The sequence below is a fragment of the Pelomonas sp. Root1444 genome, from assembly GCF_001426885.1.
Classification (GTDB): domain Bacteria; phylum Pseudomonadota; class Gammaproteobacteria; order Burkholderiales; family Burkholderiaceae_C; genus Pelomonas.
In genome coordinates this window covers 400,861-419,955 of sequence record NZ_LMFP01000003.1, presented here as the reverse complement: position 1 = coordinate 419,955, position 19,095 = coordinate 400,861, and the positions used below count along the sequence as shown (strand labels likewise).

Annotated in this window: 17 protein-coding genes; 7 read left to right on the top strand and 10 right to left on the bottom strand. The window is 69.9% G+C overall.

Annotated elements, in window-relative coordinates:
* Positions 1-4: 4 nt before the first annotated feature.
* From ASD35_RS04755 to ASD35_RS04735, 5 genes are all read left to right on the top strand, one after another.
* The gene (locus ASD35_RS04755; RefSeq protein WP_082579921.1) at positions 5-580 is read left to right on the top strand and encodes a PEP-CTERM sorting domain-containing protein; all 576 of its coding nucleotides are present in this window, start codon (positions 5-7) and stop codon (positions 578-580) included.
* Positions 577-3,387 carry a pectinesterase family protein gene (locus ASD35_RS04750; RefSeq protein WP_056873744.1) on the top strand — a complete coding sequence of 937 codons (2,811 nt, stop codon included), beginning with the start codon at positions 577-579 and terminating at the stop codon, positions 3,385-3,387. The genes ASD35_RS04755 and ASD35_RS04750 overlap by 4 nt, the downstream gene beginning before the upstream one ends.
* A 66-nt stretch (positions 3,388-3,453) precedes the next feature.
* Entirely contained in the window at positions 3,454-6,351 is a 2,898-nt protein-coding gene (locus ASD35_RS04745; RefSeq protein WP_162254424.1) for a TonB-dependent receptor domain-containing protein, read from the top strand.
* A gap of 46 nt (positions 6,352-6,397) precedes the next feature.
* Entirely contained in the window at positions 6,398-7,723 is a 1,326-nt protein-coding gene (locus tag ASD35_RS04740) for a polysaccharide lyase family 1 protein (RefSeq protein ID WP_056874595.1), read from the top strand.
* 7 nt (positions 7,724-7,730) lie between these two features.
* A complete protein-coding gene (locus tag ASD35_RS04735) occupies positions 7,731-8,492 on the top strand; it encodes a rhamnogalacturonan acetylesterase (RefSeq protein ID WP_082579920.1) in 762 nt (253 codons plus the stop codon).
* Between the two features lie 156 nt (positions 8,493-8,648).
* On the opposite strand, the gene cutA is transcribed toward ASD35_RS04735, so the two are convergent.
* The 4 genes from cutA to ASD35_RS04715 all read right to left on the bottom strand — a co-directional run bounded on the left by cutA (position 8,649) and on the right by ASD35_RS04715 (position 11,139).
* Positions 8,649-8,975 (bottom strand): divalent-cation tolerance protein CutA, encoded by a 327-nt coding sequence (gene cutA / locus ASD35_RS04730; protein ID WP_056873742.1) that lies wholly within the window; start codon positions 8,973-8,975, stop codon positions 8,649-8,651.
* Positions 8,976-9,089: 114 nt separating this feature from the next.
* A complete protein-coding gene (locus ASD35_RS04725) occupies positions 9,090-9,629 on the bottom strand; it encodes a cold shock domain-containing protein (protein WP_056873741.1) in 540 nt (179 codons plus the stop codon).
* A gap of 27 nt (positions 9,630-9,656) precedes the next feature.
* Complete coding sequence (locus ASD35_RS04720) at positions 9,657-9,983, bottom strand: hypothetical protein (RefSeq protein ID WP_056873740.1); 327 nt, start codon at positions 9,981-9,983, stop codon at positions 9,657-9,659.
* A 61-nt stretch (positions 9,984-10,044) separates the two neighbouring features.
* Positions 10,045-11,139 (bottom strand): dienelactone hydrolase family protein, encoded by a 1,095-nt coding sequence (locus ASD35_RS04715; RefSeq protein WP_056873739.1) that lies wholly within the window; start codon positions 11,137-11,139, stop codon positions 10,045-10,047.
* 47 nt (positions 11,140-11,186) lie between these two features.
* Between ASD35_RS04715 and ASD35_RS04710 the strand changes: the two genes are divergently transcribed.
* Entirely contained in the window at positions 11,187-11,957 is a 771-nt protein-coding gene (locus ASD35_RS04710) for an ABC transporter substrate-binding protein (RefSeq protein WP_056873738.1), read from the top strand.
* On the opposite strand, the gene ASD35_RS04705 is transcribed toward ASD35_RS04710, so the two are convergent.
* The 6 genes from ASD35_RS04705 to ASD35_RS04680 are packed head-to-tail and all read right to left on the bottom strand — an operon-like array spanning position 11,951 to position 18,557.
* Positions 11,951-13,246 carry a TRAP transporter large permease gene (locus ASD35_RS04705; RefSeq protein WP_056873737.1) on the bottom strand — a complete coding sequence of 432 codons (1,296 nt, stop codon included), beginning with the start codon at positions 13,244-13,246 and terminating at the stop codon, positions 11,951-11,953. The two genes, ASD35_RS04710 and ASD35_RS04705, sit on opposite strands and share 7 nt — an antisense overlap.
* Before the next feature lie 10 nt (positions 13,247-13,256).
* Positions 13,257-13,751 carry a TRAP transporter small permease gene (locus ASD35_RS04700; protein WP_056873736.1) on the bottom strand — a complete coding sequence of 165 codons (495 nt, stop codon included), beginning with the start codon at positions 13,749-13,751 and terminating at the stop codon, positions 13,257-13,259.
* Positions 13,748-14,707, bottom strand: coding sequence for a TRAP transporter substrate-binding protein (locus tag ASD35_RS04695; RefSeq protein WP_056873735.1), 960 nt, complete (start codon positions 14,705-14,707; stop codon positions 13,748-13,750). Before ASD35_RS04695 ends, ASD35_RS04700 begins: the two co-directional genes overlap by 4 nt.
* A gap of 9 nt (positions 14,708-14,716) precedes the next feature.
* Positions 14,717-16,318 carry a family 43 glycosylhydrolase gene (locus ASD35_RS04690; protein WP_056873734.1) on the bottom strand — a complete coding sequence of 534 codons (1,602 nt, stop codon included), beginning with the start codon at positions 16,316-16,318 and terminating at the stop codon, positions 14,717-14,719.
* The gene (locus ASD35_RS04685) at positions 16,315-17,634 is read right to left on the bottom strand and encodes a polysaccharide lyase family 1 protein (protein ID WP_056873733.1); all 1,320 of its coding nucleotides are present in this window, start codon (positions 17,632-17,634) and stop codon (positions 16,315-16,317) included. The genes ASD35_RS04690 and ASD35_RS04685 overlap by 4 nt, the downstream gene beginning before the upstream one ends.
* A complete protein-coding gene (locus ASD35_RS04680; RefSeq protein WP_200956006.1) occupies positions 17,634-18,557 on the bottom strand; it encodes a sugar kinase in 924 nt (307 codons plus the stop codon). The genes ASD35_RS04685 and ASD35_RS04680 overlap by 1 nt, the downstream gene beginning before the upstream one ends.
* Before the next feature lie 243 nt (positions 18,558-18,800).
* Between ASD35_RS04680 and ASD35_RS04675 the strand changes: the two genes are divergently transcribed.
* Positions 18,801-19,091, top strand: coding sequence for a hypothetical protein (locus tag ASD35_RS04675; protein ID WP_056873732.1), 291 nt, complete (start codon positions 18,801-18,803; stop codon positions 19,089-19,091).
* The last annotated feature ends 4 nt before the right edge of the window (positions 19,092-19,095 follow it).

Below are 19,095 nucleotides of genomic sequence, written 5' to 3'. Positions count from 1 at the left end.
AGACATGAAGACATGCAAGACCCTCGCGGTGCTCGCCGCCGCATGGCTGGGCTGCACCGCTGCTTTCGGCGCTGGCGGCCTGCCCGTGGGCACCGTCATCACGGGCGAGGTCAGCGACGCCAGCACGACGCTGCTGGGCTCCGACCATGGCTACGCGGCGGAAGCCGGCAGCCATATCACCGCGCTGAGCGCGGCCGACATCGAATACGTCACCGGCGACTACGCTGTCTTCATCGACTTCATGAGCGATGGCCGCCTGCAAGTCACGAACAACCGCGACGGCGAATCCAGCCTGCCCGGCACCTACGCCTTCAACTTCAGCTTCGCCGGCCTGAGCCAGCCCATCACGGGCTTCATGCCGCTGGACCTGGCCAGCGTCAACGGCGGCACGGTCAGCCTGCAGGTGCTCGACGCGCACAGCGTCAGCCTCACGCTGAACAACGTCAGCTTCACGAACGCCGATTACCCCAGCTTCACGACGCAGCTCACCGTCAGCGCCGTGCCCGAGCCGGGCAGCCTGGCCCTGTTGGGCGCAGGCCTCGGCATCGTCGCCCTGCGCCGCATGCGGAGGGCCGCATGAAAGCCCTCCAGCAACTGGCTTGCATCGCCGCGCTGCTGGCCTGCAGCCTGCCGGCCTTCGCCCTCGACGCCGCGCTGCAGACGGCGCCCGCCGACGGCTGGGGCGCCGGCACCGTGGGCGGCAGTGCCGCCACGCCCGAGCACATCTATACCGTGCACAACCGCGCCGAGCTGCTGAACGCGCTGACCAACGCCGGCAACCTGCCCAAGATCATCAAGGTGGCCGGCACCATCGACATGACCGAAGGCACGCCCTTCGCGAGCACCGCCGACCAGAAGGTGCGCGCCCGCGTGCGCCTGACCAGCAACACCACGCTGATCGGCGAAGGCCCCGGCGCGGGCTTCGTCAACGCCTGGATCGACATCACCAGCGTCAGCCAGGTCATCGTGCGCAACCTGCACATCGTCGCGCCCTGCGACGTCGGCCCCATCTGGGACCCGACCGACGGTGCCCTGGGCAACTGGAACTCGGCGTTCGACGCCATCGGCATCGTCACCGCCACCCAGGTCTGGATCGACCGCAACACCATCACCGACGCACCGGTCACCGACGACACGCTGCCCGTCGAGAACGGCAAGACCAAGCAGTGCCACGACGGCGCCATCGACATCACCAAGGGCGCAGACCTGATCACGGTCTCCTACAACGTGCTGACCCAGCACGACAAGTCCATGCTGATCGGCGGCTCCGACAGCCAGACCAGCGATGCCGGCAAGCTGCGCGTGACCATCGCCAACAACGTCTTCAACGGCGTGACCCAGCGCGTGCCGCGCGTGCGCTTCGGCCAGGTCCACGTCTTCAACAACTACTTTGCCGGCAGCAAGACCGCGAGCCCCTATCCGCACAGCTACAGCATCGGCGTGGGCAAGGCGAGCAACGTGCTGTCGCATGCCAACGTCTTCGCCGTCGACGGCGCGACCGGCTGCAACAGCGTCGTCGTCTACGCGAGCTCCGACCACACCGGCGTGTTCCAGGACAGCGGCTCCATGGTCAATGGCGCGCCGCTCGGCGCCTGCACCGTGCTGCCGGGCACCGCCTTCACGCCGGGCTATGCCTTCAAGCCGCGGCCGGCATCGCTGGTCAAGGCCAATGCGCTGGCGCAGGCCGGCGCCGGCAAGCTGACGACGCAGATCAGCGGCAGCGGCAACGTCAGCGACGTGGCCGGCACCAGGTCGCCCGCCGCCAACGAGACCGGCGTGCAGACCGACACGCGGCTGTCGTTGTCCTTCGACGCACCGCCCGCCATCGGCACGACCGGGAAGGTCAACGTCTATCGCGCCAGCGACGACGTGCTCGTCGACAGCATCGACGTTAGCAACGCGCCGTCCGCCAGCGACACGCAGGTCGTGCTTGCCCGCACCAACCTCGAGATCGACGCGCTGGGCCTGGGCGCCATGCCCGAGAACGCCACGTTCGCGCGCTACGTCTGGTACCGGCCGGTCAGCGTCAGCGGCAGCAAGGCTTCGGTCAAGCTGCACAACAACAAGCTCGATTTCGGCACCACCTACTACGTGACCGTGGACGCCTCGGTGCTGTCCGGCACCATCAAGGGCGCCAGCTTCGCCGGCATCAGCAAGGCCGACAACTGGAAGTTCACGACCCGTGCGGCACCCGCTAGCACCACCAGCCTGAACGTCGACGACACCGGCGCCGCGGCCGATTTCCGCACGCTGCAGGGCGCGCTGAACTGGGTCATGAAGCACTGCTCGACCAACAGCCCGGCCACCTACGGCTGCAACACGGTCGCCACGCCCAAGACCATCCACCTCGCCAACGGCAGCTACCCCGAGCTGAACGTCCTGCGCCGCGTCTCCAACCTGACCATCGTCGGCGAGAGCCGCGACGGCGTCGTGGTGGGCGACGTGAACTTTGAATCGCTGAACTCCGGCAGCGGTGCCAGCACCGCCGCGGCCGGCACGGCGCTCAGCACCTCGGGCAAGACGCTGGGCCACCGCGTGCTCGGCGGCGGCCGCGCGGCCTTCCTCGTCGAGACCGCCGACCTGCTGACGCTGCAGAACTTCACGCTGAAGAACCCGCACGAGCGCAGCGCGGCGTGGGACAACCAGGCCGAGACGATCTACTTCAACACCAGCACCACGGCCGCGGCCGCCCGCCTGGTGGCCAAGCAGATGAGCTTCTTCAGCCAGCAGGACACGTTGCAGCTCAAGGGCTACAGCTGGTTCTACCAGTCCCTCGTCGCCGGCAACGTCGACTTCATCTGGGGCAGCGTGATGGCCAGCCTGTTCGAGGACTGCGAGATTCGCTCCGTGGCCGACACCGGCAGCAGCTCGGCCGGCTACATCCTGCAGTCGCGCGCCACCGCTGGCGACAAGGGTTTCGTGTTCCTGAACAGCCGGCTGACGGCCGATCCGACGGTGACGCAGGCCTACCTGGCCCGCAGCGGCGGCACCACGGCCACGACCTACACCGACAACATCGCCTTCGTGAACACCAGGATGGGTGCGCACATCCTGCCCGTGGGCTGGTGCGTCGGCACCGGCACGAGCAAGACCGGCACCGGCACGGGCGCCTGCGGCAGCAACCCGCCGCCCTGGTCCGGCACCAGCGACGGCGCCACGACCGACACGGCCGGCTGGCGCGAGTTCGGCAGCATGGACCTGAACGGTTCGCCGCTGGACGTCAGCGCCCGCCTGGGCGTGGCTTCGGTCAAGGTCGCCAGCGTGCCGACCAGCGTCGTGCTGGCCAAGCAGCTCGGCTCGGCCACCGGCGTTTCGACACGCGCCGAGATCTTTCACAACTCCACCATCGCCACCGGCGCACCCGGCGGCTGGGTGCCGGCCCCCTGATCCCGCGGGCGTGTCTGCGCCGGCCGGCACGCCCAGCATTCGAACCCAAGGACTTTCGGAGACATGATGAACATCAAACACCTGCATCCGCGCACCCGGCTCACGCTGTGCGCCACGGCCGTGCTGAGCCTGATGACGGTTGCACAGGCCCAGACCAACGACGCCGCCGCACCGGTGACGATGGAGCGCATCCAGATCACGGGTTCGTCCATCAAGCGCCTGGCCGGCGAGACGGCGCTGCCGGTGTCGACGATCAAGGCCGAGGAGCTGGAAGCCCGCGGCCACACCGAGCTGAAGGACCTGGTGCTGGAGATGCCCCAGTCACTGTCCCTGGGCACCAACAGCGGCGCTGCCGGCCCGATGCTCAACCTGCGCGGCCTGGGCGCGATGCGCACGTTGACGCTGCTCAACGGCCGCCGCCTGGCCAACGAGCCGCTGCAGGACCAGTACGTGTCCGTCAACGTCATCCCGCGCATGGCGCTGGACCGCGCCGAGACGCTGCGCGACGGCGCCTCGTCCATCTACGGCTCCGACGCCATCGGCGGCGTGCAGAACTTCTACACCTACAACACCTACAAGGGTGCGCGGGTCAAGGCCGAGTGGAACCAGCCCGAGCATTCCGGCGGCGGCGAGACCAAGGCGCTGGGCGCCATCGTCGGCTTCGGCGACCTGGGTGCCGATGGCTGGAACGCCTATGTGTCGCTGGACCACCAGCGCAAGTCGGCGCTGTTCAAGATCGACCGGCCCGAGCTGTACGACTACTCGGTGCTGCAGGGCATGGGCCTGGGCCTGCTGCCCGACAACAAGAACCCCAGCCCGACGGCCAACTTCGGCTTCACGACCGGCGCCAACTCCAACTACAACCCGGCCTTCGCGACCGGCTGCGCGCCGCCGTATTCGCTGCCCACGTTGGGCGCGGGCAGCGTGGCCACGCCGCGCTCTTACTCCAACGCCGGCTGCTACCGCAACCCGAACTACTACGACGCCGTCACCGACGGCAGCGAGATCACCAACGTCTTCGGCAAGCTGAGCTGGAAGATCAACAACGACCACTCGCTGACGCTGGAAGGCCTGCACTCGCAGTTCAACGTGCAGAAGTACCGTGGCATGCAGACGCCGGGTGGCACCGCGCCGGCGGCGACGTACAGCATGCCGTCGACGAGCAAGTTCTATCCCGGCAAGGGCATCACGCCGCTGGTCAACGTGATCGGCAATCCCGCCAGCGGCAGCATGTACATCGACGCCGTGAAGACGCCCGGCACGCCGGTACCGCTTGCGATGAACAACCGGACGATCTACTTCGTCTGGGGCCCGGCCGAACTCGGCTCGGCCTACCGCAACGACGAGCAGACCAACGACCGCCTGGTGCTCACCGCCGAAGGTACGGTGGCCGGCTTCGACTACCGCGTGGGCCTGAACTACGGCCGGTCCCTCCGCGACACGCGCGCCGGCGGCGGCTACATCCTGTACTCCAAGGCCCAGGAAGGCTTCACCAACGGCATCCTCAATCCCTTCGGCCTGCAGGACGCCGCGGGCCTGGAGTACCTGCGCAGCATCGAGGCGCGCGACTACAGCTACCGCGTCAACCGCGCCTTCAACAAGAGCGTGGACGCGACGTTGACGCGCTCTTTGATGGAACTGCCCGGCGGCCCGCTGATGCTGGCCGTGAGCGGGGAGCTGCGCCGTGACTCGGCCAAGGTCGACCCCGCGCCGCTGGACTATGTCGCCAAGAACGCCAACGGCAGCTATGCCATAGACGCCTTCGGCAACGTGACCAAGCACGACCTCGTCGGCGAGACGCCCACCGGCGTGGCCCGCACGCTCAGCCGCGACATCAAGTCGGCCGTCATCGAGGTGGACGCACCCGTCACCAAGCGGCTGAGCCTGAACGCGGCCGTGCGCTCCGACACCTACAGCGACCTCGACACGACGACGGTCAACCCCAAGCTGTCGTTGCGCTACCAGGCGCTGGACCAGCTGGTGCTGCGCGCCTCGGCCAACACGGGCTTCCGGGCACCGTCCATCATGGACATCCAGAACCCCACGCCCGAGGTCCGCACGCAGTTGATGGACGACCCGGTGCTGTGCCCCAGCCCCACCCCGACCATCCCCAACACCGGCACGCCGGTCAGCGGCAAAACGGCGGACCAGGTCTGCGGCCAGAACATCAACTACTGGACCAAGTCGCCCGACAACAGCTTCCTGAAGCCCGAGAAGTCGCGCGGCTGGACGCTGGGCCTGGCGCTGGAGCCCACCAAGGGCCTGTTGATGACAGCCGACTACTGGGGCATCAAGCTCAGTGACATGCTGGGCGCCGTCGCCATCGCCGAGGTGCAGCAGCAGCCGGCCAAGTACGCGCAGAACATCATCCGCAACGCCGACGGCACCATCAACTACATCATCGCCAGCCAGGCCAACCGTGGTGACACCAGCATCCGCGGCCTGGACCTGTCCGTGGCCTACCGCCTGCGCGGCCTGCCCATCGGTGAGCTGAGCTTCCTGCTGGACGGCACCTACTACGAGAGCTACCGCTTCAGCGCCGAGAAGGGCGGCGAGGTGCTGAGCAACGTCGGCATCATCACCAACGACGCCCGCTACGGTGGCGCCGGCGTCAACTCCGGCCTGGCCGGCATGCCGCAGATCAACCCGCGCTGGAAGCACACCGCCTCCATCGGCTGGCGCGACGGCGCGTGGTCGGCCCAGGTCTCGGTGCGGTACAACACTGCGCTCACCGACATCACGCCGCGCCCCGGCTCCACGGTCAACCGTGTCAGCCCGTACAGCCAGTACGCGGCGAGCATGAGCTACACCCCCTTCAGGGGCCTGAAGCTGGGCTTCGCGGTCAACAACTTCACCAACGCGACGCCGCCGATCACGGCCAACAACCTCTACGTGGGCTACATCACCAGCATGGCCGACGTGCTGGGCCGCGCCTACAAGGTCACGGCCGATTACAGCTTCTGAAGCACGCCAGCGGCCGGTTCATCCGGCCGCTTTTTCGTTGGACGCCATGATCCATCTTCCTCTCCGCCTGCTCGCGGCCACCTTGCTGGCTGCGGCCGCGCTGCCGGCCGCAGCGCAGAACAGCGCGCCACCCCACGCGGCCATTGTCACCAAGGGCTGGACCCAGACCCAGGGCGGTCGCGGTGGCCGCCTCATCAAGGTCACGACGCTGGCTGCGTCAGGTCCCGGCAGCCTCGCCGAGGCCATCGCGGCCGCAGGCCCGCGCATCGTCGTCTTCGAGGTCGGCGGCGTCATCGACATGGGCGGCCAGCCGCTCAAGGTCACCCAACCCTTCCTGACGCTGGCCGGCCAGACCGCGCCTGACCCCGGCATCCACATCATCAAGGCCGAGACGACCATTGCGACGCACGACGTCGTCATCCAGCACCTGACGTTCCGCCCCGGCGAGTTCGGCCGGCCCAAGAAGGGCGGCGGCGACCAGGACGGCATCTCCACACTGGGCGGCGCCCACGACGTCATCGTCGACCACTGCAGCTTCTCCTGGGCCACGGACGAGAACCTGTCCGCGTCGGGCCCGCGCTTCGAGGGCAAGACGCCGGAGGACTGGCGCAAGGCCACGTCCCACCGCATCACCTACAGCCACAACCTCATCTACGAAGGTCTGGGCAACTCGGTGCACGAGAAGGGCGAGCACAGCAAGGGCAGCCTCATCCACGACAACACCAGCGGCGTGCTGCTCTACGGCAACGTCTACGCCTCCAACCGCCAGCGCAACGCGCTCTTCAAGGGCGGCGCTCAGGGCGCGATGGTCAACAACTACATCTTCAACCCCGGCGACCGCGCCGTGCACTACAACCTGCTCGCCAACGAGTGGGCCGGCCAGCCCTGGCAGAACGGCCGCCTGACGCTCGTCGGCAACGCGCTGCGCCACGGCCCCAGCACCGCGCCGGGCACCGCCTTCTTCACGATGCTGGGCCAGGGCGACCTGGAACTGCACATGACCGACAACCTTGCGCACGACAACCAGGGCCGGCCGGTGCCGCTGCTGGGCAGCGGCCCGACGACGACCGGCAAGCTCATCGTTGCGCCGAAGGCCGATCTGCCCGCGGGCCTCGCGGTGCGCACCGCCGACACGTTGGCGCGCGACCTGCCGCCCATCGTCGGCGCCCGGCCCTGGGCGCGCGACCCGGTGGACGCCCGATTGCTGGCCGACATAGCGCAAGGCAAAGGGCAGCTCATCCACTCCGAGGTGGAGAACGCGCTGGGCTACCCGCGCCACGCATCGGCACGTCGGGCCTTCCAGCCCGAGGCCTGGAACCTCGACGACATGAGCCCCAAGGCCGGTTGGCCCACGCTCGCACCCTCGCCCTGATCACGCCATGAAGCAACTCCTGCCCCTCTTGCTCTGCTCGGTGCTCGGCACCGCCACGGCCCAGACATCACCCGCGCCCGCGGCCTCCGCCACGCGAACCGGCGAAACCACCGCCAACGTCGCCACCGGCCCGCGCCTCATCCTCGTGGGCGACTCCACGATGGCGCCGCGCAGCGGCTACGGCAACGCGCTGTGCGCGCGCTTCCAGCAGGTCGCCTGCATCAACCTCGCACGCGGTGGCCGCTCCAGCAAGAGCTTCCGCGCCGAAGGCCTGTGGGCCACGGTGCTGGCGCTGCTCAACGAGGGCGGGCCAGCCAGGCAGAAGACCCTGGTGCTGATCCAGTTCGGCCACAACGACCAACCCGGCAAGCCCGGCCGCTCCACCGACCTCGCCACCGAGTTCGGCCCGAACATGACGGGCTATGTGCAGGATGTGAAGGCCGCCGGCGGCGAGGTCGTGCTGGTCACGCCGCTGACCCGTCGCACTTTCAAGAACGGCGAACTGGGCAACGACCTGCGACCGTGGGCCGAAAGCCTCATCAAGCTCGGCGCCGAGCAAGGCGTGCCGGTGCTGGACCTGAACGCCATCAGCCACGCCGCCGTCGCGGCGATGGGCCAGGACGGCGCCGACACACTGGCCGAGGCACCGCCGCGCTTCGACCGCACGCACCTGGGGCCCAAGGGCGCGGCGTTCTTCTCGGAGCAGGTGATGGAAGGGCTGGTGAAGCTCAAGCCGGAGCTTGCGAACGCGAGGACGCTGGCGCCCTGAGGCGGCTCAACAGCCGGCCCGCGCCGCTGGCTCAACGCCACAGCTGGCGCGAGGCATCGCCAGCAAGCTGCCAACGACGACGCGAGGCCATCAGCGCGCCCAGACCGGCAACGGCCACGACGGTTGACGTCGCGATCACGATGACAAGGCGCGGCATCACTCGGCCGGGCCCGTGCCGATAGCGTCTTCCATCCAGGCCTCGTACTCGGCCGAGGCCTCCACCACTGGCAGCGCAAAGATCGCGGGCACCGCATAGGGGTGCAGGGACTTCAGCGTCGCCTCCAGCGCGGGATATAGCGCCCGGCTGGTCTTGAACATCAGGCGCACTTCCGGTTCGCTGGCGATGGCGCCTTGCCAGCGATAGGTGCTGTGGATGGCCTCGACCTGCACGCAGGCCGCCAGTCGCCGTTCAACGGCGGCGCGGGCCAGCACCTCGGCCTCGTCGTTGCTGGAGACGGTGGTGAAAACGGCAAGCATGTCCATGGCTGGTCCTTGGCCGCTAGCGCCGAGCGAATCGACGTGGCAGTACTCGCGGCGCCCATGGTTGGTCCTTCATGAAGTTCAGGTGCAACGCCCGCATGCGCGCTGTCAAGGCGGTCATCTGCCGCACCACTGCTGCTCGCAAGGCACGCCGTCGTGGTTGCCGTCCATCTTGACGTCGGGACAGTGCTTCAGGAAGAACGTCGCCTCGGCGCACGAGGTCATCTGCGAGCAATGCTGGCGGCCGTCACAGCGGAAACCGCCGCTGGGCGCGGCCACTTCCGGCGCGGCCAGAGGCTGCGGTGCGACGGCCGGAGTCGTCGCGGGTGGACGCAGCTTGCCGTAGCCCCACACCGCGGCGAAGCCGAGTGCCACGATGACCACCAGCAGCGGCCAGCGGCTGCGAGGCGCCGGGCGGCTGTCGCGCCGGGGCGGGGGCGGCGTGCCGACGGCCAGCCGTGTCACGCCGACGGCCTGCACCTCGCCGTTCTTGCCGCGGCCGAGTTCGTAGCGGAGTTGTTCGCCCTGCGTCGGCCGGCTGCCATCGCGTGGGAAGGCGCTGATGTGCACGAAGACCTCCGCGCCGCCATGCGTCGGCGCGATGAAGCCGAAGCCGCGGTCGTCGTGCCAGGTGCGCAACGTGCCGATGAAGGGCATGCGGAGGTCAGTGCGGTCGCCGGGCCGTCATTGCGACGCGGAAGCGGACGAGGCCGACGACGTCGGCAGGCCGATCTTGCGTGCCGTGCGCTCGACAGCATTGCCGGTCGCGGAGGCAGCGCGCCCCACGCCATGGGCCGTGGCCGACGCCGTGCGGCCCACCGCATGGGCGGCCTTCTTCACGCCGCGCTCGGTGGCGCTGGCGGCGCGCTCGACGCCATGCTTGACGGAGTTGCCGACGTGGTCAACGACCGTCGGCTCGGCGCCGGCGGGCTCGGTTGGTGCGGCGGCCGCCAGGCTGCACAGCAGGGCCAGCGGCAGGGCGATGCCCCATGTCTTGATGAGCCCAGGCATGTCGGGAACCTCGGTGCAGTTGCTGTGGTTCGATGATACTGAGCGGTCTTCGCAACACCGCTCAGGCGGCGCGGCGCAGCCAGTGGGTTGCGGCCTGCTGTTGCTCCACGTCGAAGCGGTGACCACCGGCCGTTGCTTGCGTCGTGAGGCGGCTGTCCGCGCCGTGCTGCCGCCAGGCGCGACCCAGCTGCGACCACGCCGCCTGCGCCGCATCCCACGGGAACAGCTTGTCGTCCGGCGAGCCGAACAGCAGCAGCGGCCGCGGCGCGATCAGTGCGGCCACGTCGGGGTGGTCCAGCACCGCCGCCAGCCCGGGGTGCGCCATGCTGAAGGCGGACTGCCCCTGCAGCGTGTGTTCGCCGGCGCGCAGCAGGCCTTCGCGCGTGCACATCCAGTGCGCGGCCACGCAGGCCGACACGTCTTCGCAGACGGCGGCAAGCTGCCAGGCGCGCAGGGCGCCCATCGAGAAGCCGAGCACGGCCACGCGCTTCGCATCCACCTCGGGCCGTTCGCGCAGCCAGCGGTGGCTGCGCAAGTCGTCGCTGGCGATGAGGCCGGCCCAGCTGTGGCCCAGCTGCATCAGGTGGTTGGCCAGCGCCTGCTGGTCGTCGCGCGCGAAGCCGGGGCGGCCGCGCTCGCCCCAGCCGAGGGCGTCGATGGCAAGGACGGCGAAGCCCGCGTCCGCCAGCGTGTCGCCCACGAAGGTGCCGCCGTAGTAGCGCTGCACCCAGGCCTCGGCGGACGGGCTGGCGGTCAGTGGGCGGACCAGCTTTTCCTTGCCGATGTCGAAGCGTGCGCCGTGGTCGTGCATGACGACGACGGCCGGGTGCGGGCCGTCGCCCTTGGGGCGCAGATAGAGAGCGGGCACGCGGTCGCCGAGCGCGCCGCGCAGCGTCAGCGCCTGGGCGGTGTGGCCGCCGCGGTCTTGCTCGCCCAGCACCTCGGTGGCGAAGGCGCTGCCGTCGTCGCCGGGCAGCAGCACCAGGCGGCGCGCGGTGGCCAGCGCCTCGGTGCGCCAGGCCGGGTCGGGCCGCCAGGCCAGGCTTGGGCGCCAGCGGCGCTGCAGTGCGGCGAGCGCGTCGTCCAGCGCGTCGGCGCGGGCCAGCAGGGGCCAGGCAGCCAGGGCGGCGAGCAGCTGTCTGCGGCGCGCTGTCATGGTCGTCGGGGGCTGCGAAGGCGCCCGCGCTGTGAGAGAGTCGGGCGATGTCGTTGCGCCGCCGCCATGCCGCCCTGCTGCCGCTGGCCCTGCCCGGGGCCGGCCGGGCCTGGAGCGAGGAGAGGGCACCGCTGCGCATCGGCTGCAGCGACTATCCGCCGTTCCAGATCGTCGGCGGGGCCGAGCCGCCGCAAGGCCTGGATGTGGAGCTGCTGGAGCTGATGGCCCGCGCCAGCCGCGAGCGCCTGCAGTGGCTGCGCCGGCCCTGGGTGCGGCAGATGGCGGACGTTGCGCAGGGCCAGCTGGACCTGGTGCCGTCGGCCACGCCGACGCCGGAGCGCCTGGCCTTCGGGGAGTTCACGCACGCCTATCGCAACGAACGGGTGGCCCTGCTGGGCCTGGCGGGCGGCAGGTCGCCGCCGCGGCGCCTGGCGGACTTGAAAGGCCGCGCGGTCAAGCTCGGCATGATCCGCGGCGTGGCCTTCCCGGCGACCGTGCGCCGCGAGCTGGAGGACCCGGAGCTGGCGCGGCTGCTGGTGCTGCTGCACGCCAACGACGTGACCTTGTCGGCCCTGCGCGGGCGGCGCGTGGACTACGTCATCGACGACCCGGCCACGCTGCTGTATCGCGCCGCGCGCGAGCCGGGCGAGGCGGTGGAGATGGTGCTGGAGCTGGCCGTCAGCCCGGTGCATGTCTTCGTCGGCCGGCCCACGCTGGCGCAGCGGCCCGACCTGCTGCAGCGCCTGAACCAGGGGCTGCAGCGGGCGCGCCAGCTGGCCGAGTGGGGCCAGGTGCTGGCGCGCTACCCCGGCTACTGAGCAACCCATGCCGGCAGCGCGAGCGACAGCGCCGGGATGTAGGTCACGGCCAGCAGCGTGGCCAGCAGCGCGCCGTAGAACGGGGCGATCGAACGCATGACCTGGCCCACGCTGACGCCGCCGATCGCGCAGCCGACGAACTGCGTGCTGCCCACGGGCGGCGTGTTCAGGCCCAGCGCGCAGTTCAGCAGCATGACGATGCCGAACTGTGTCGGGTCCATGCCGGCCTTCATGCAGATGGGCAGGAAGATGGGCGTGCAGATCAGGATGGTGGCCGCCATGTCGAGGAAGGTGCCGAGCAGGAACAGCAGCACGTTCACCCACAGGAAGATCAGCCAGGGCGTGTTGCCGCTCATCTGCTCCAGCCATTCGCCGGTCTTCTGCGGCACCTCGTACAGCGCCAGGAAGTAGCCGAAGGCCGACGAGATGCCGATCAGCAGCAGCACGATGCCGGTGGTCTTGCAGGCCTTGGCGCAGGCGGCCAGGAAGCCCTTCCAGCTCAAGCTGCGGTAGGCCAGGCCCGTGACCAGCAGCGCCCAGCAGACGGCCGTGGCGGCCGACTCGGTGGCCGTGAACACGCCGCTCAGGATGCCGCCCAGGATGATGGCGATGACCAGCAAGCCCGGCAGCGCCGCGAGGAAGGCCGAGAACACCGCGCCCCAGCCGGGGAAGGCGCCGTGCGTCGGGTAGCCGCGCCTGACGGCCACCGTGTAGGCCGCGACGAGGTTGGCCAGCGTCAGCAGCAGCGCCGGGATCAGTGCCGCCAGGATGAGGTTGAACACGCTCACCGCCGCGATGCCGGCCGTGGCCAGCACGTAGATGATGAGGTTGTGCGAGGTGGGCATCAGCGCGCCGACCAGCGCGGCGTGCGTCGTCACGTTCACCGCGTAGTCGGCGTCGTAGCCCTCGCGCTTCATCAGCGGGATCATCACCGAGCCCATCGCCGACACGTCGGCCAGCGGCGAGCCGGCCACGCCGCCGAACAGCGTGCAGCCCAGCACGTTGCTCATGCCCAGCCCGCCGCGCACATGGCCCACCAGCCGGTTGGCGAAGTTGACGATGCGCTCGGCGATGCCGCCGTGCAGCATCAGCTCGCCGGCAAAGATGAAGAACGGGATGGCGAGGAAGCTGAACACCTGCATGCCGCCCACCATCTTCTGGAAGACGATGGCCATCGGCAGGTCGGCCGCCAGCACCGTGGCGACGGATGACAGGCCGATGGCGAACGCGACCGGTACGCCGAGAAGCAGCAGCAGCACGAAGCTGCCGCACATGATCCAGAGTTCCATTCCCTCCATGTCAGATCCCGGCTTCTTCTACGGTTTGACCGCGCCACAGCGCGATCAGGTGCTCGATGCAGAACAACACGATCAAGGCGCCGGAAATGACCAGCGGCAGGTAGTCCAGCCCCTCGGGCACGCCCAGCATGGGCTTGGGCTCGGCCCACTTGAGCGTCAGCCACTCCCAGCCCGCATAGGCCATCAGCACGGCGAACGCGAGCACGCAGGCGTGGATCAGCGCCTCCGCCACGCGTTGCGCCGCCTGGGGCAGCAGCACGACCAGCGACTCCATGCCCAGGTGGCCGGCGTCGCGCACACCCACCGCCACGGCCAGCGCCGTGATGTAGAGCACCAGCAGCAGCGCGACCGGTTCGGTCCAGGTCGGCGAGTCGTTGAACAGGTAGCGGCCGATGACCTGCCATTGCACGCAGACCACCAGCACGACCAGCCCCAGCACGGCCGCGCGCAGCGACCAGCGCGACAGCGCCGCGCACAGCTTGGTATAGGCCGTCATTTGACGTTCTGGATGGACTTCAGCAGCGCCTGCAGCTCCGGCGTGTTGACGAACTTGGCGATGACCGGCTGCACGGCCTGACGGAAAGGCTCGCGGTCGGGCTCGACGATCTGGGCGCCGGCGGCCTTCACGGTGGCCAGGGCCTTGGCCTCCTGCGCGTCCCAGCGTTCGCGCTCGACGGCGACCGAGGCCTTGGCGGCCTCGCGCAGCTGCTTTTGCTGGTCGGGCGTCAGCTTGTCCCAGATGCGCTTGCTGATGAACAGCCCCTCGGGCGTCATCGAGTGCTCGGTGCGGCTGTAGAACTTGGCGGCCTCGAAATGGCGGAAGCCCTCGTAGCTCGGCACGTTGTTCTCGGCGGCGTCGATGAGGCTGGTCTTCAGGCCCGTGTAGACCTCGCCGATGGGCATGGGCGAGGGGTTGGCGCCCAGCGCCGTCATCGCCGACACCCACAGGTCGGTCTGCTGCACGCGGATCTTGAGGCCCTTCATGTCGGCCAGCGTCTTGATGGGCTTGCGCGCGTAGACCGAGCGTGCGCCGGAGTCGTACAGCGCCAGGCCGACCATGCCCTGGTGCTCGCAGGCCTTGAGGATCTCCTCGCCGGGCGGGCCGTCGAAGGCGCGCCGCATGTGGGCCGTGTCGCGGAACAGGAAGGGCAGGGACGGTACCAGCGTCTTGGGGCACATGGCCGTCAGCGGCGCGAGGTTGACGCGCGTCATCGCCAGCGCGCCGAGCTTGACCTGGTCGATGGTCTCCTTCTCGCTGCCGAGTGCGCCCTTGTTGAAGACCTTGACCGTCAGCGCGCCGCCGCTGCTCTTGGCGAGCAGCTGGCCCAGGTGCTTGACGGCGACGACGGTGGGGTAATCGTCGCTGTTGTGCACGTCGGCGGACTTCAGCTCCAGCGCCCACACGCTGGGGCTGAGCAGCGCGGCGGCCAGCAGGGTCAGGCGTTTCTTCATGCGTGTCTCCTAGTCGAGAGCGCGATAGCGCAGGTTCGAGAAGCGCGCCTCGCCGCGGCCTGCGGCGTAGACGGCGGGCCGCAGGCTGGCGAAGCCGCCTGCGGTGTTGTGGTGGTAGCCGGTCACGTCCATCTGCACCGCGAACTTGCTCCACGGTAGGCTGGCGTCAGCGCGGCTGTAGAGCGTCAGCACGTGGCGCACGCATCTGAGGCGCAGCTGCATGCTGCGCGCCATGCCGTCGGGCTTGGGCACGGCGCGGATGTCCTGGCCGTAGCGATGCAACTGCAAGCTCTTGGCGTTGGCGCCCATGCCGGCGTACAGGCGCGGGCTGTAGAACATGACGACGCCGGCCTGCACGCCTTCGTCGAAGTCGAGGTCGAAGCTCAGTTCGAAGGCGGGGTCGCCCTGGATGAAGCCCAGTGGCGGGCTGTCGCCCGGGCCCTTGGCGCCGGTGGCGGCCAGGTGCAGCTTGCCGCCGGCGACGCGCACGCGGCGCATCTGGCCACTGCCGCTGAGGAACTGCCAATGCGCCTTGAGCGTGCCGCCCGCGAAGTCGTCCGACAGCGCCAGGCCGTGCGGCACGGCCTCGCCACCCTGGGGCTTGGGCAGCGGCGCGCCGTCGTCGGCGTCGACATGGAACCAGCCGTCGGCGCTGAAGCGCGCCGGCGCCAGCAGCATCTGCCGGCCCAGCGTGTGGAAGCTGTTCTCGTAGCCGTGGTACAGCATCCACCAGTCGCCGCGCGGCCCCTGCGCCAGGCTGCCATGCCCACGCGACCACCAGCGCTCGCGCGGCGACTTCGTGCGCATCAACGGGTTGTGCGGCGCCTGCTCCCAGGGGCCGTCCAGCGTGCGGCTCCGCGCGGCGATGACCATGTGGCCGGTGGGCGGCCCGGCGGTGCCGCCCACCGCCAGCAGCATGTGCCACCAGCCGCCGTGGCGCAGCATCTTGGGGCCCTCGGGCGAGAAGCTCTCGACGTCCCAGTCGTCCGGGTAGCGCCAGGGGTCGTAGATGTGTTCGATGGGGCCGGCGAGCTTCAGGCCGTCGGCGCTGAGGCGCACCCGGTCGCCGCCGCTGAGGAACAGCCAGCGCTGGCCGTCTTCATCGGCGACGTGGGTGGGGTCGATGTGCTTGGGCAGGCCCAGCGCCACGGGCTTGGACCACGGGCCTTCGATGCGGTCGGCCCAGATGACGAGGATGTCGTTGGGCGTGGCCTTGACCGGCAGGTACAGGTAATAGCGGCCACCGTGCTTGCACAGGTCCGGCGCCCAGACGCTGCCCACCGCCTCGTGGAGCGCATTGGCCACCGGCCGCCAGTTGACGAGGTCGCGCGAATGCCAGATCAACAGGCCTGGCACGGCCTCGAAGCTGGAGTGGGTCAGGTAGTAGTCGTCGCCGTCCTTCAGCACCGACGGGTCCGGGCGGTCGCCGGCCAGCACGGGGTTTAGATAGCGGCCATCGCCCATGTCGGCCTTGCGCTGTCCCTCGATGCCCTTGGGCCACGGCTGGCACGGCCGCAGGTAGGGCTGGCCGGGCGCGTCGGCACAGTCAGCCGCCCACGCCGTCGGAGACGCCGCCAGCAGCGCCAGCAGCTCGCGGCGCAGCACGCTCATCGGGCAACCTGCGTGAACAGCGATGCCCAGCCCGCCTTCGGGCTCATGTCGGCCAGGTTCCAGTCCGCCTCGACAAAGGCGCGCTGCGTGGGCTTGCGCCTGGGCAGGCCGTCGGGGTTGTTCTGGGTCTCGTCGTCGATCAGCTGGCCGCGGTCCTCGGCGATGTCCGACAGCTGCTTGAAGTCCAGCGGATCGCGTGCCCAGGGCCGCGAGCCGACGTACAGCGGCAGCAGGCGCTCCAGCTCGCGCGGCGGCAGCCAGCTCAGCCCGCGGGGCAGGTAGGCCTCGCGCACCGGCACGATCTGCGCCGGGCCGGTCGTGTAGCGGCCGGTGACGGGCAGTGGCAGGCCGTTGCGGTCGACCGCGAGGTTGTCCTGCTCGAACAGCTGCACATCGCCCACGCCACCCAGCGTGAACAGCGGCAGGCCCAGCACCGTGCCCGGCCCCGCGCGGTAGACGTTGCCGGCCAGCGTGATCTTGCCGGTCTGGTAGGGCTTGCCCACCCACTCGTGCGCGATCAGGTTGTAGTGCACGGCCCGCGCGCCGGGGTTGTAGATCAGGTTGTTGACCATCGCCGCCCACACGCCGCCCTTGAACAGCGCATTGCGCTCGCGGTTGGACGCGTAGACATTGCCCAGCAACAGGGTCTGCGTGGCGTTGTCGTGGATGAGGCTGCCCTTGCTGTGCTCCCCCTTGACGTGTACCGACTCGCCCAGGCCTTCGTAGATGAGGTTGTGGCTGAAGGTGAGGGCGTGGGAGGTGTGGGCGCGCCAGTCGTCGGGCGTGGCGCCCTCGAAGCGGTGGCCGCCGGCCGACAGGTTCTCGTCGGTGGCCCAGGAGAAGGTGCAGTGGTCGACGATGACGTTTGCCGCGCCGTCGGACGTGGACAGGCCGTCGTGGTCGTTGCCGCTGCGCTTGGGCCGCCCGTAGGCGCCGGGGCGGATGCTGATGTGCTGGATGACGACGTCCTTGGCGAACACCTCCAGCTCACCCTTCACCAGCGTGATGCCGGGGTCGGGTGCCGTCTGGCCGGCGAGGGTGAGCTTGCCTTCGCGCAGCTTCCAGCTCTTGCCGGCCATGTCGATGACGCCGCCGACCTCGAACACGACGATGCGCGGCCCCGGCGTGTCCAGCGCGGCCTTCAGGCTGCCCGGCCCCTCGGCCGCCAGCGTCGTCACGCGGATGATCTTGCCGCCCTGGCCGCCGGTCGTCTGTGCCCAGCCGGCGTGGACGTAGGTGGCCGGGTGCAGCGGTGCGGTGGACTCGGCGGCATGGCACAGGCCCGCAGCGAGGGCGAGGATCCAGAGCGCGCGCATCACGCGCCGACCAGGTCTTGCATGGCCTCGCGCGGGATCAGCGCGCCCGGATGCTGGATGACGCGGGCTGCCAGCCGGTTGCCGAAGGCAGCGGCGGCGGCGGGCGCCGCACCGCGCAGGCGCTGGCTCAGGTAGCCGGCGGCGAAGGAGTCGCCCGCAGCCGTGGTGTCCACGACGCGCGGCACCGGCTCGGTCGGCACGTCCTGCCAGACATGGTCCAGCCCGACGCGCGTGGGCAGCGCGCCGCGCTTGATCGCGATCTCGGCCACGGGCAGCGCTTGTGCCGCAGCCACCGCGCCGTCCAGGTCGGCCAGCCCGTGCAGGGCCTGGTGGTCGTCGGCGGTGATCAGTGCCACCGTCGACGCGGCGAAGGCGCGGCCGTACCAGTAGCGCGCGTCAGCGGTGGAGTCCCACAGCCGGGGGCGGTAGTTGTTGTCGAAGGCGACCACCTTGCCGGCCGCGCGCATGCGCGTCATCAGCGCCAGCGTGCGCTCGCGGCCGGCCTGCGGCAGGATGGCCAGGCTGATGCCCGACAGGTAGAGGGCGTCCAGCGCGTCGGCCTGTTCTTCCAGCGCCGTGGTCGCCGTGTCGAAATAGGCGCGCGCCGCCGCCTGGCCGCGCCAGTAGTGGAAGCGCCGTTCGCCGCCTTCGTCCAGCTCGATCAGGTACAGCCCCGGCAGCCGCCCGGGCAGGCGCTGCACCAGGCCGGTCTGCACGCCTTCCGCGGCCCAGCGCTCCAGCAGGCCGGCACTCAGGGAGTCGTCGCCCAGAGCGGTCGCGTAGTGAACCTTGAGGCCTGCACCGCCACAGCGGGCCAGATAGACGGCGGTGTTCAGCGTGTCGCCGCCGAAGGTCTGGCGCAGGTTGCCGAAGGCCTGGCCCTGCAGTTCGAGCATGCATTCGCCCAGGGCGGCGATCGACACCGGCCGGGGAGCGGCCGAGGGAGAAAGGTTCACGATTGAAAAATGAAACGGCGGTTCAATAAAGATAACTGATGGGGCCGGAATCCCATCACATGGTTTACCCCGCTCTGGTGGGCATGCGCGAACGGGGCGTCGGTGAAACCTGTGGTTACTCGACCCGGCGGCGCCGGAACGCCGATGATGGACGCCGACCCGCCTGGCCGACACGAGCCGCTGCGCGGGGGCAAGCAATGAGGAGGTCCCATGAACGACGGCTTTGGCCACGAGGTGCCGCCCCGGCACGCCCAGCAGACCCACCGCGCGGTCACGCGCTACCTGGTCGTCATCGATTCCGGCTCCGGCACGCTCGCCCGGCTGTTCCTGCCGGACCGCACGCAGGTGGCAGAGTTCGATGCCGGCACCGAGGAGGTCTCGCAACTGGCCAAGGGCGTGCCCGCCACCACCGGTGCCAGCGGTGCCGAGTGGGACAAGGCCTTGTCGGGCCACACCGCCGCCGAGCGTGCCAGCGCGACGGTCTACGTGCTCGACATCTAGCGCG